Source organism: Bradyrhizobium sp. cf659 (assembly GCF_900113725.1).
In the GTDB taxonomy this organism is placed as follows: domain Bacteria; phylum Pseudomonadota; class Alphaproteobacteria; order Rhizobiales; family Xanthobacteraceae; genus Bradyrhizobium.
The window spans coordinates 1-12,343 of the sequence record NZ_FOQJ01000002.1; the positions used below are offsets into that span (position 1 = coordinate 1).

A 12,343-nucleotide genomic window follows, 5' to 3' on the forward strand; every position below is an offset into this window, starting at 1 on the left:
CTCTGTTGGAGCTCTTGCGAGACCGCTTCCCAAGGCTTGAGCATGTCTTTGCCGATCGGATTTATCGCGGCAAACAGCTCGTCAACGCACTCTCCGACTGCGGACCATGGACGATCGAGATCGTCGAGCGACCGCTCGGGGTCAAAGGCTTCCAGCTCCTGCCCAGGCGCTGGGTCGTCGAGCGTACCTTTGCATGGTTCGGCAGATGTCGTCGCCTCTCCAAAGACTTCGAAGGCTCCGCCGCCACCGAGCTAGCCTGGTTGCTCGCCGCCCATCTGAGGCTCCTAACTCGCCGCTTGGCCAGACCCTGAAAACGCCCACGCTTTTTGAGTCAGGCTCTCAGGATGATTCCGGGCGGTGTCCTCCTCGAAACTCGGCCGCCTGACATTTGTCGGCGGCGCGGGCTTCGACGCGCTCGCGCAATACGGTGCGCGAGTGTTGGACCGCGGCTGACCGCTAGGAAATCAGCGAAGGCTCGGCGTCGCTGCCGAGCCTTATTGTTGAGCTCTGAATGTCGGACTTAGAAGTCCATACCCCCCATGCCACCCATGCCGCCGCCGCCCGGAGGCATGCCGCCCGCACCGGTGTTCTTCTTCGGCACTTCCGCCACCATAGCTTCGGTGGTGATCAGGAGCGCTGCGACGGACGCCGCGTTCTGGATCGCCACTCGAACCACCTTAGTCGGATCGATGATACCCTTGGAGACCAGGTTGCCGTATTCGCCGGTCTGCGAGTCGAAGCCGTACGAGTACTGATCCTTTTCGAGGATCTTGCCGACGATGACCGAGCCGTCCTCGCCCGCGTTGATTGCGATCTGGCGGGCCGGGTAGGACAACGCCTTGCGCACGATCTCGACCCCCGTCTTCTGGTCGTCATTTTTGGTGCGAATGCCCTTGAGGTGCTCGGAGGCTCGCAGCAGCGCAACACCGCCGCCTGGCAAGATGCCTTCTTCAACCGCCGCGCGGGTCGCATGCATCGCGTCATCAACGCGATCTTTGCGCTCCTTCACCTCGACCTCGGTCGCGCCGCCGACGCGGATCACCGCGACGCCGCCTGCGAGCTTGGCGAGACGCTCCTGGAGCTTCTCACGGTCGTAGTCCGAGGTGGTTTCCTCAATCTGCGCCTTGATCTGGGACACCCGCGCCTCGATGTCGGCCTTCTTGCCGGCGCCGCTCACGATCGTGGTGTTCTCCTTGTCGATCATGACCTTCTTGGCGCGACCGAGCATGTTGAGAGTGACGTTCTCGAGCTTGATGCCGAGGTCTTCCGAGATGGCCTGGCCGCCGGTCAGAATCGCGATGTCCTGCAGCATAGCCTTGCGGCGATCGCCGAAGCCCGGAGCCTTGACGGCCGCGACCTTCAGGCCGCCGCGGAGACGGTTGACGACGAGGGTGGCGAGCGCTTCGCCTTCGACGTCTTCGGCGATAATCACAAGCGGCTTGCCGCTCTGCACCACCGCTTCCAACAAGGGAAGTAGTTCATTCAACTGAGACAGCTTTTTCTCATTAATGAGGACGTAGGCATCATCCATTTCAACTCGCATCTTATCGGCGTTGGTGACGAAGTAGGGCGAGATATAGCCGCGGTCGAACTGCATGCCCTCGACAACTTCGAGTTCGGTCGCGAGCGACTTGGCTTCCTCAACGGTGATGACGCCCTCGTTGCCGACCTTCTTCATGGCGTCGGCGATGAACTTGCCGATCTCCGCATCGCCATTGGCTGAAATCGTGCCAACTTGGGCGATCTCGTCGTTCGAGGTGACCTTCTTGGAGTTCTTGACGAGGTCAGCGACGACGGCTTCCACAGCCAAGTCGATACCGCGCTTCAGGTCCATCGGGTTCATGCCAGCGGCAACCGACTTGGCGCCTTCACGGACGATCGCAGCGGCGAGCACGGTCGCGGTGGTGGTGCCGTCGCCAGCCGCGTCTGCGGACTTGGAGGCGACTTCGCGCACCATCTGGGCGCCCATGTTCTCGAACTTGTCTTCGAGCTCGATCTCCTTGGCGACGGTGACGCCATCCTTGGTAATACGGGGAGCGCCGAACGACTTGTCGAGGACGACGTTGCGACCCTTCGGACCGAGCGTCACTTTTACCGCATTGTGGAGGATGTCGACACCGCGCAGCATGCGGTCGCGGGCCTCGACTCCGAATTTGACTTCTTTTGCTGACATAGTGGGTTTCCTGAGTTCTTGACTTGGTCTCACCCTTGATGAGGCGCCGGGCAGGCGCTTGAGCGGTGGATTAGGCGGCCTTCTTCTTGGAAGACACGTCGGTCAGAACGCCCATGATGTCGCTCTCCTTCATGATCAACAGCTCCTGGGCGTCGATCTTGACCTCGGTGCCCGACCACTTGCCGAACAGCACGCGGTCGCCGACCTTCAGGTCGATCGGGATCAGCTTGCCGGCTTCGTCGCGGCCACCGGGGCCGACGGCGACGATTTCGCCCTGCGAGGGTTTTTCCTTGACCGTGTCGGGAATGATGATGCCGCCAGCGGTCTTCTCTTCTGCGTCGATGCGCTTGACCACGACGCGGTCGTGAAGCGGACGGAATTTCATGCTCTCCTCCTATCTTCTAGTCGCTTTTTGAAATAGCAGTCGAAGCTAGCGAGTGCCGACCGCTCCGAAAATAAGCCGGCTTGGTCGGCAAACAAGGCGAAGCTGCGAAGGATTTCGAAAATCCGTCGTCCTCACCGGTCCGCGGAAATCCATTCAGAGCCACCTAAAGCAGCCCCTGGAATCAAGTCTTGGCTGGTCGGAGGAAGCCGCTGGGGAAACTCTAGGCGGGCTTGTACCGCCTGCCCAGGTTGTTGTTTGGCTTTGCCATCCAATGGCTAGCCGGGCAGGGTTGCGCGCGTCTAGATTAGTCTGTTCAGGTACAATGATGCCGCGTCCAACGGCAGTCTAGACCCGCGGCGTACGCGGAGGGGTCGGGAAATCCCATCCCTCTCGCCTACCGAGAGCACCTGAGATGCAGAGGAAGAGCAACTTTCTTTCTAGATTCTCTCCCTTCGCCACTGCACTGTCCTCCTCTGTATCCGATCGTTCGAACCGACAGCAAAACAATGAGCAGCGCGACAAAGGCTGTTGCGGCCAGTTCCGTGATGTTACCACCAGTTACTGCGCAAACCGTAGCTTCTGAGCGTGGGGTTGGAGGAGAGATGTCGCGATGAAATTCTTTGGACGTTTCAAATGGCGACTTGAAGCGAATGCCGGTATCGGTGGTTGCGTGTCCCCGATTTGAACCTTCGGCAAAGTTCTGAGGTTTAGGCGGACGATCGGAGTAAATATCGCAGACTTGCGTCGTGTGGGGAAAGGCGGTAGCGGTCTCCTGACCCGAACCCCGACCGCTCGCAGAGGGGGGTATCGCTTCGAGCGAGATGCTCCGCGCCGTCGCGAGATGTGATTGCTGCAGCCCTAGAACGATCCTGCGTAGAACAAAGCGCGCTTCATCTGTGGCGATGACTGTGGTGGTTGTTGGTGGCGACGAACACGACCGGCAATTTGTGCACACCGGCAAAATTCATCGCTTCGTAAACATCGCCTTTCGAGGTGGCGCCGTCGCCGAACATACAAACGGCGACACGCGGTTCCCTCCGCAGCTTGAACGCATAGGCGACGCCTGCAGCATGCGGTGCCTGTGATCCGACGGGAACGCAGAACGGGAAATCGTGGACCGATCCGGAGAAGCGATTGCCCCGTTCGTCCCCGCCCCAAAACAGCAATATCTCCTCCAGTTTGACGCCACGCCAGATAAGCGCACCATTGTCGCGATAGGAGGGCAACAGGACGTCTTCTTCCCGCATTGCACTGGCGATGCCGACCGACACCGCCTCCTGCCCGAGCGAAACCGCATAGGTCCCGAGCCGGCCGGTACGCTGCAATGCGACAGCCTTTCTGTCAAAAAGCCGCAGGAGCACCATGGCCCGATAAAGCCCGACAAGCAGCTTGGCATCGGCGGCGAACACAGGGAGCGGCCGGGCTATAGAGCCGTCTGACGCGAGGTAATTGCGGCGGCGCACGTCGAAGTGCGCGATCACCGGGAGCCGTTCGTTTGCCACCCTTTTGCTGGCCACGGTCTCGCTCCGGGAGCGATTTCGGCCCCCACAGCTCACTTGGTGCTGGTGCCGCGACGTTGCAATACCGTGGCGAGTCGCCTCGGCGCGCAGGGGGGCACTGCCGCACTGCGGTTATGGGGCTCCATGCGACATGGAAGCGGCACTGCCACGGTGGTATATGAAACCATGGCGAATGGTCAGGTTGTCCTGGTAACAACTGAACCGCGAGGCGGCGGCACAGCCCTTCGCACGGTCTATTTCGTGGCCGAGGGAGATCCTGCCAAGGCCGAAGCAATTGTCGCAGCAATCATGGCCCCGAATGAAAGCGTCGAAGCGTTGGGGACGCTTCCCGAAGCCGCTGTCAAAGCGCTCGGATTGAAACCCGGTGACTTCACGCACGGGTGAGCGGCACTTCTCCAGTGCTATCTCTCATACCAACCAACGAGGGTCGCCTCCGCGATGGCGTATTTGCGTGCCTCTCGCTCGACCTCAGGGCAGGACGCATTGGTCTTTGCCGAAAGATGGTCGGTCGAGAGCGCGAGCAGCCGGAAGTGGTAGTGGTGAGGTCCATGGCCATGGGGCGGACACGGGCCGCCATACCCCATCTTGCGAAAATCGTTGACCGCCTGCTTGATGTTCTTGTTCTGCGCGGCACCGACAGCAAGTTCCGTGACTGTCGGCGGAAGATCGTAGGCCGCCCAGTGGTGCCATGTGCCGGCAGGTGCGTCGGGATCGTCGCAGAGCAGGACAAAACTCCGCGTTCCCCCCGGCGCGTCCGACCATTGCAAAGGTGGCGAGAGGTTTTCTCCATCGCAGGTGAAGCGCCGTGGAACTGCTGCTCCGTCAGCGAACGTGCTTGAAACGAGCTTCATGGCTCTCTCCATCGGGCTGCAGGAGACATTGGCTCGGGCTTGACGAGTTCCTCAGAGACGGGCTCGACCTCACTAGATCGGCTGCGCCGAGGATGAGGTTCGCAGACGACATCGCCCGCGAGCGCGATCGGATCGCGGCGGTATAGCTCGATTTTGCCCAGTGCGGAATCAGTAATGTCTGCTCAAATCGGAAATTCGTCGGGCATGCCCAAACTCTACCCGGTGTAAAAGGGTATCGTTGGGCAGTGGAGGCAGAGTGACGCCCGAAATGCGTGAAAAACCCGCTGCAGAACAGGCTGCCATGCGCCCCATCTTCAATCCGAGCCTTGTCAACGGTCGCTGCGGGGACCCGACGGTCTATGCGGAGACACTGTTCGATCTTACAACCATGGCTGCAGGAGAAATTGCGCGGCAAGCCATGCGCCCCGTCGAGCCGTTTCAGTTCTCTCCGCGCTATGCGGGAGACGAGGTGCGGATGCTGGCCGAGGTGATGACGGCGTTCAAAGGATCTCACGCCTGACGCGAAGACTAGTGTCCAATATCACTTCCAGTGCGGTTTGGATTTGACATTCGCCGTGAATGCTCGCTGAGCCAAGGTAGCGAATGTCAAATCCATCGCACCAGGCGATAATTGATGGCTGAGGAACGACATCTGACGGCTGGGCATCGGAAATCGGTGCGGCTCTTTCTATGCGGAGATGTCATGTGCGGCCGCGGCATCGACCAGGTGCTGGCGCATCCCTGCAGCTCCGAGATTTACGAACGCCACGTGCGGACGGCGGAGACTTACGTGCTGCTCGCCGAGCAGGCGAACGGGCCCATTTCGCGGCGCAACGGGTCGTCCTACGTTTGGGGCGCTGCGCTGGGCGAATTGGAGCGCATGCAGCCGGACGCGCGGATCATCAATCTCGAAACGGCTGTGACCCGCAGTAATGACCGGGCGAACAAGGGCATCAACTACCGCGTGAGCCCCGAGAATGCAGAATGTCTCGTGGCTGCCAAGATCGACTGCTGTGTATTGGCCAACAACCATGTGCTCGATTGGGGCCGCGCCGGCTTGCTGGAGACGCTGACTGTTCTGCAGAAACTCAACGTCAAAGCGACGGGCGCAGGACGCAACGATCGCGAGGCGCGCGCACCCGCAGTGCTGAACCTTGCCAAAGCAAGGCTCCTGATCTTCTCGTTCGGATCGACATCGAGCGGCATCCCGTTCGGGTGGGCTGCGACGCCCGACGCTCCAGGCGTCAACTTGCTGCCTGACCTATGCGAGGTGAGCGCGTTGCAGGTCGCCAACCAGGTCATGGCACTCAGGAGGCCGGGCGATCTCATAGTCGTTTCGATCCATTGGGGATCCAACTGGGGATATCACATTCCGGACGAGCAGAAGGTCTTTGCACGGGCGCTCATCGATCAGGCAGGCGTGTCGATCGTTCACGGGCATTCTTCGCATCATCCGAGAGCAATCGAAATCTATCGAGATCGTCTCATCCTCTTTGGCTGCGGTGATTTTCTGAACGACTATGAAGGGATCCGTGGTTACGAGCGCTACCGTGACGACCTGGCGTTGATGTATTTCGCCGACCTGGATCCGGCCAACGGAAACCTCCATGCGCTCAAACTGGTTCCCCTGCAGATCAAGAAATTTCGTCTCTCCATTCCATCGCGGCAGGACATTGAATGGATCCGAAGGGCACTGGATGGGGAATGTCAGCAGTTCGGAACAAGAGTCATTTTTGATTCCGAACGGCAGCTTGCACTTATCGGGCAGAGGGCAACGACTTAACCCTCGTCAGCTTCCCCGGTACTGCTTTTGGCAGACACTCTTGAAAAACTCGAAAATTGAGCGAACGCTAAGATCTCGCAATTCTAAGGCAGCAGCTATCCTAGACTCGGAGAACCTCTCTAGAGCCGATACGAGGATCGCCGGCTGGAATGGCGCGGTAGCCGCTCGAAGCGGCCAGCCATTCGCGCGTGACGCCCTGCGAGGTAAAGAAGCGCAAGCTTATTCTGCTGGAAGAAGGCCATTGTCTGCGGGATCAGGCGCTCGACTATTGTGCCAAGGGGCGTTGGAATGTCGCCTCGAGCCTCAGTGCAACGAGCCTTGCAACGGTCATGCAGATGGTAGCGAACGGATATGGCGCCACACTACTTCCAGAAGTCGCGGCCGATGCCGAGTTGCGCGACGATCGAGTGAAGCTCCTTCGTTTTGTCGAACCGCAACCCGGCCGCAGTATCGGGCTGGCGTGGCGCCGGACGTCTCCACGCAAGGGCGACTTCCTGGCGCTTGGCCAAATGGTGAAGCACGCGCTGAACGCACCCGCCCGGCCGCAATGTATCCGCCACGAGCGCGCGGCTTTGCGCACGGAAATCTAGTAGAAAGCAGTCGGGGTCTCCGGTGGAACGGAGCGGGTCGCTGTCATCGTGCTGTCGCTGTCGAGCGGCTGGGACCAGGTGGGATCGGCCGTATTGCGGCTGGCGCTGGAAATTTTCCACAGCACCCGTGATGTAGTTGACTAAAGCCGGCGCCCGGGCCCTCGGTGGCAGGATACGGACGAGAGTCATTCTCCGCCGGCAGACGGGGAAAAACTGGCGGAGCGATCGAACCCAGGCCAACCCTCGCGTCCACCAGCCAAGCCGCCATTCTTACCAGAAATTGGGACCACCTCTATTGGCCAATTGGGATATGCTTGGAGACCGAAACACCTGACCTCATCGAGTCCAGGATGAAGGAGACGCTTCGACCCAAACTGCAACCCCAGCAGGCGGGCACGCTGCTTGAGGTAGAAGATTTGCATGTCCATTTTCTCACCTCGCGTGGGGTGGTGCGGGCGGTCGAGGGGTTAAGTTTCAGCGTGGGGCGTGGCGAGATCGTCGCCATCGTCGGCGAATCGGGGTCCGGCAAGTCGGTCTCGGCCCTTTCGATAATGCGCCTCCTGCCGCGACACACCGGCCGCGTCCCGCAGGGCCGCATCATTTTCGATGGCCGCAATCTGCTCGACCTCGACGAGGAGCGGATGCGCGAAATCCGCGGGCGCGACATTTCGATGATCTTCCAGGAGCCGATGACGTCGCTCAATCCGCTGCTCACCATCGGGCTGCAGATCACCGAACCGCTGACTATCCACCTCGACATGAACGAGGAGCAGGCGCGCGCCCGCGCCATCGAGCTGCTTCAGCTCGTCGGCATCCCCGACGCCGAAGGACGGCTTAATCAATACCCGCACCAGTTCTCAGGCGGCATGCGCCAACGTGTGATGATCGCGATCGGGCTTGCCTGCAATCCGAAGCTGATCATTGCGGACGAGCCGACCACCGCGCTCGATGTAACCATTCAGGCGCAGATCCTCGAGCTGATGAAGAATCTGTCGCGCACGCTCAACATTGCGCTCGTCATCATCACGCACAATCTCGGCGTGGTTGCGCGCTACGCCGACCGCGTCATCGTGATGTACGCCGCGCGCCTGGTTGAGCAGGGTTCAGCCGAGGCGATATTCCATCGCCCGCGCCACCCATATTCAATGGGCCTCCTGCGCTCGGTGCCGCGGCTCGATCGCCCGCGAGGAGCGAAGCTCGAAACAATCGAAGGTCTGGTTCCGAATCTCGCCAACGCGCCGCCCGGTTGCCGCTTTGCGCCGCGCTGCCCTTTCCGCGTTGAAATTTGCGCGCACGAGCCGGCGCTCGTGCCGACCGACACCGGTGGCCTATCGCGCTGCCACCGCCATGAAGAGATAGCCTCCGGGAAGATTGTGTGGGAGGCGAGCAGCGCCGCCGGGCAGAAGGGGGCCACGCAAGCCGCCGAGCCGCTCCTGTCGGTGCGCGGCTTGACCAAACATTTCCCGGTACGCGCCAGGTTCGGGAGCGCGGCCACGGTCGTGCGCGCGGTCGAGGACGTGAGCTTTTCGATCTATCCCGGGGAGACCGTGGGCCTGGTCGGCGAATCCGGCTGCGGCAAGACCACCGTCGGCCGACTGATCCTGCGACTCGAACAGCCAACCGCTGGCGAGATCACGTTCGCCGGCATAAATCTCGTGACCGCTTCGCCGGCCGAGCTACAGACAATTCGACGCAAGATCCAGGTCATCTTCCAGGATCCCTACGCATCGCTCAATCCACGCATGACGGTCGGCCAGATCGTCGGTGAGCCAGTGCACGTCTACAGGCTCGTTCCCGACCGCAAGGCGGCCGATGCGCGCGTCGGAGAACTGCTCGGTCAAGTCGGCCTGCGCCCGGAGCTCGCGGAACGATATCCGCACCAGCTTTCCGGCGGCCAGCGCCAGCGCGTCGGTATCGCGCGCGCGCTCGCCATAGAGCCGTCGTTCATCGTCTGCGACGAGGCCGTGTCCGCGCTCGACGTGTCAATCCAGGGCCAGATCATCAATCTGCTGGAGGATCTGCAGCACCGCCTTGGGTTGACCTATCTTTTCATCGCTCACGACCTCGCCGTAGTCCGCCACATCTCGATGCGCGTGGTGGTCATGTATTTCGGTCGGGTGGTGGAAATAGCAGATCGCGATGAACTCTATCGCAACCCATTGCATCCTTATACCAATGCTCTGCTCGACGCCGCCCCGATCCCCGACCCGACAGTCGAGAAGGCGCGTGCACCGCGCGTCATCGGAGGCGAGCTGCCCAGCCATCTCACGCCGCTGACCGGATGTGTCTTCAATACCCGTTGTCCGTTTGCCAGCGCGGAATGCCGTGCGACGATTCCGCCACTGGAGGAGAAACGGCCGGGACATTATGCTGCCTGCATCAAAATCTGACGACGGGAGGGCGACAACACACGAGGAAACGCCATGGAAACAAGACGCACGGTGCTAACGCACCTGAGTGGCGCGCTTGCCCTTGGCTTGGGCGGGTTGAAGTTGGATACTGTGCAGGCTCAAGCGCAGACTCCGAAACGCGGCGGCACGCTTACGTTCGCGATCAGCGCTGAGACACCGCACTACGATCCGCATGGGAGCGATACCTATGCAACGCTACATTTCGCGGCGCCGTTTTACTCCACGCTTCTGCGCTTCAACCTGTCCAAGTTCCCGGCCGTCGAGGGCGACCTGGCGCAGTCCTGGACGGGCGCGCCGGACCTGATGAGCTACACCTTCAAGCTCCATCCCAGCGTGAAATTCCACGATGGCAAGCCGCTTACCTCGGGCGATGTGAAGGCAACCTACGAGCGGCTGCGCAACCCGCCGCAGGGAGTCGTGTCCGCGCGCAAGGCCACGTTCGACGACATCGGCACGATTGAGACGCCCGACCCGACCACGGTCGTATTCAAGATGAAGAACCTCAACGCGTCGATGCTCGAACATTTCGCGTCGCCCTGGAACGTCATCTATTCGGCGAAAGACCTCGCCGAAAATCCGGCAGGACCACGCACGAGGATCAACGGCACTGGCCCGTTTACCTTCGTCGAGCACGTCAGGGGCAGCCACGTTTCCGGCAGGAAGAACGAGAGCTATTTCAAGCAGGGTCTGCCGTATCTCGACGGCTGGAAAGGTGTGTTCACGCTGCAGGCCGCCGCTATGCTCAACGCGGTGCAGGGCGGGCAGGTGCTGGGCGAGTTTCGCGGCATTTCCCCGGCCGAGCGCGACCGGCTGGTGCAGGCGATGGGCGACAAGATTCGGATCGAGGAATCGAGTTGGACGCTCAATCTGCTCGTCTGCTTCAACGTGGAAAAAAGGCCATTCGACGACCTGCGGGTCCGCCGCGCCCTCTGCATGGCGATCGATCGCTGGGGCGGCAGCCAAGGCCTATCCCGCATCTCGACGCTTCGCGCGGTCGGCGGTCTGATCCGGCCCGGCTCGCCGTTCGCGACGCCGGAGTCGGAGTTGCTCAAACTTCCCGGCTTCTCGAAGGACATCAAAAAGTCCCGCGAGGAAGCCAAGAAGCTGCTGGCCGACGCCGGCGTGCCGAACCTGAAGTTCACCTTGCACAACCGCAACCTCGCCATGCCTTACACGCCAGCTGGTATCTTCCTGGTCGACCAGTGGCGGCAGGTCGGCGTCGAAGTCGAGCACAAGCAGTTCGACACTGCGCCCTATCTGGCCACGATGAACGCCGGCAACCACGAGGTGGCGATCGACTTCTCGAACCTGTTCATGGATGATTCCAGCCTCGGGCTTGCCAAATATCTGTCGGTCACGCGTGCGCCGGAAAACCGCTCGCGCTCGAAGGATCCGGAGCTCGACAAGCTCTATGATGATCATCTGCGCGAGCGCGACGTCGAAAAGCGCAAGGCGATAATCCGGGCGTTCGAAAAGCGGCTGTTCGAGCAGGCTTACCAGCAGCCGCTACTATGGTGGCACCGCATCGTGCCGACCCACAAGGTGGTGATGGGCTGGAAAATGTCGCCGAGCCACAATCTCGGTCAGGATCTGGCGGAAGTCTGGCTGAACACTTAAGGCAACTTCGCCCGACCTCACCAGAATGAGGTCGAAACTCGGAACGAAAGCATCGCAACGTGCTCCGCTACACGATCAACCGCGTGCTGCTGGCGATCCCCACGCTGCTTGGCGTAGCGATCCTCGTCTTTTTCATGCTGCGCATCGTTCCCGGCGATATCGTCGAGGTGAAGCTGCGGGGGGACGGCGGAGCCGTCTCGCAGGAAACGATCGAAATGGAGCGACAAAAGCTCGGCCTCGACAAACCCCTCGTCATCCAGTTCAAGGACTGGATGGTGGGCGTCGCAACGCTGAATCTCGGCAGTTCGATGTGGACGGAACGGCCGGTCATGGAAGAGATCTCACTTCGGCTTGAACTCTCGCTGCAGGTCGCGATCATGGCGACGATCTTTGCGGTGCTGATTGCCATTCCATTGGGCACCATGGCCGCGCTTTTTCGCGACACCTGGATCGACTATCTGATGCGCATAGCCACCATCGGCGGAATTTCCATTCCCGCTTTCTGGTTCGGCATGCTGATCATGTCGGGCCTGCTCGCCGTGTTCAATTGGTTGCCGCCGATCACGTTTACACCGATCTACGTCGATCCCATCGCCAACCTGACGCAGTTGGTCTGGCCGGCCCTGGCTGTTGGTTACCGCTACTGCGCGGTGACGGCGCGCATGATTCGCTCCTCTCTACTCGAGGTCCTCAACGAGGACTACATCCGGACCGCCCGCGCCAAAGGCGTGTACGAGAGGCTGGTGATCTCGCGCCACGCGTTGCGCAACGCCTTATTGCCGGCGATCACGGTCATCGGCCTGGAATTCACATTCCTGATCGGCGGGCTAGTGGTAACCGAGCAGGTATTCAATCTCAACGGCATCGGGATGCTCTTCGTGCAAAGCGTGTCGCACAACGATTTTACCCTGATTCAGGGCATGGTGATGCTGATCGCCGCATTCTACGTATTCGTCAATCTGCTGGTCGACCTGCTCTATGCCGTGTTCGATCCGCGCATCAGGTACGGGTGA

Annotated in this window: 11 protein-coding genes and 1 pseudogene; 8 read left to right on the forward strand and 4 right to left on the reverse strand. The window is 60.8% G+C overall.

Annotated features, from left to right (window positions below):
• On the forward strand, positions 1 to 311 hold a 311-nt coding region (locus BM118_RS08990; protein WP_143099451.1), incomplete at its 5' end, for a transposase.
• A 209-nt stretch (positions 312 to 520) separates the two neighbouring features.
• On the opposite strand, the gene groL is transcribed toward BM118_RS08990, so the two are convergent.
• The 3 genes from groL to BM118_RS09005 all read right to left on the reverse strand — a co-directional run bounded on the left by groL (position 521) and on the right by BM118_RS09005 (position 4,075).
• Entirely contained in the window at positions 521 to 2,173 is a 1,653-nt protein-coding gene (gene groL, locus BM118_RS08995; protein ID WP_092184399.1) for a chaperonin GroEL, read from the reverse strand.
• 70 nt (positions 2,174 to 2,243) lie between these two features.
• Positions 2,244 to 2,558, reverse strand: coding sequence for a co-chaperone GroES (locus tag BM118_RS09000; RefSeq protein ID WP_092184401.1), 315 nt, complete (start codon positions 2,556 to 2,558; stop codon positions 2,244 to 2,246).
• Between the two features lie 890 nt (positions 2,559 to 3,448).
• On the reverse strand, positions 3,449 to 4,075 hold the full coding sequence (locus BM118_RS09005; RefSeq protein WP_244550117.1) for a thiamine pyrophosphate-dependent enzyme: 627 nt from the start codon (positions 4,073 to 4,075) through the stop codon (positions 3,449 to 3,451).
• A 168-nt stretch (positions 4,076 to 4,243) separates the two neighbouring features.
• Here BM118_RS09005 and BM118_RS09010 point away from each other — a divergent pair, with 168 nt between their 5' ends.
• Entirely contained in the window at positions 4,244 to 4,462 is a 219-nt protein-coding gene (locus tag BM118_RS09010) for a hypothetical protein (protein WP_092184403.1), read from the forward strand.
• A 17-nt stretch (positions 4,463 to 4,479) separates the two neighbouring features.
• Here BM118_RS09010 and BM118_RS09015 read toward each other — a convergent pair whose 3' ends face one another.
• Positions 4,480 to 4,929 carry a YbhB/YbcL family Raf kinase inhibitor-like protein gene (locus tag BM118_RS09015; RefSeq protein WP_092186102.1) on the reverse strand — a complete coding sequence of 150 codons (450 nt, stop codon included), beginning with the start codon at positions 4,927 to 4,929 and terminating at the stop codon, positions 4,480 to 4,482.
• Positions 4,930 to 5,185: 256 nt separating this feature from the next.
• Here BM118_RS09015 and BM118_RS09020 point away from each other — a divergent pair, with 256 nt between their 5' ends.
• The 6 genes and pseudogenes from BM118_RS09020 to BM118_RS09045 all read left to right on the forward strand — a co-directional run bounded on the left by BM118_RS09020 (position 5,186) and on the right by BM118_RS09045 (position 12,343).
• On the forward strand, positions 5,186 to 5,449 hold the full coding sequence (locus BM118_RS09020) for a hypothetical protein (RefSeq protein ID WP_143099452.1): 264 nt from the start codon (positions 5,186 to 5,188) through the stop codon (positions 5,447 to 5,449).
• A 114-nt stretch (positions 5,450 to 5,563) separates the two neighbouring features.
• Positions 5,564 to 6,712 (forward strand): CapA family protein, encoded by a 1,149-nt coding sequence (locus BM118_RS09025; RefSeq protein ID WP_092184407.1) that lies wholly within the window; start codon positions 5,564 to 5,566, stop codon positions 6,710 to 6,712.
• A 185-nt stretch (positions 6,713 to 6,897) separates the two neighbouring features.
• Positions 6,898 to 7,302 (forward strand): annotated as a pseudogene (locus BM118_RS09030) (LysR substrate-binding domain-containing protein); the annotation flags it as partial.
• Between the two features lie 350 nt (positions 7,303 to 7,652).
• A complete protein-coding gene (locus BM118_RS42545; RefSeq protein ID WP_092184411.1) occupies positions 7,653 to 9,692 on the forward strand; it encodes a dipeptide ABC transporter ATP-binding protein in 2,040 nt (679 codons plus the stop codon).
• 33 nt (positions 9,693 to 9,725) lie between these two features.
• Entirely contained in the window at positions 9,726 to 11,330 is a 1,605-nt protein-coding gene (locus BM118_RS09040; protein WP_092184413.1) for an ABC transporter substrate-binding protein, read from the forward strand.
• A gap of 59 nt (positions 11,331 to 11,389) precedes the next feature.
• Entirely contained in the window at positions 11,390 to 12,343 is a 954-nt protein-coding gene (locus BM118_RS09045; RefSeq protein ID WP_092184415.1) for an ABC transporter permease, read from the forward strand.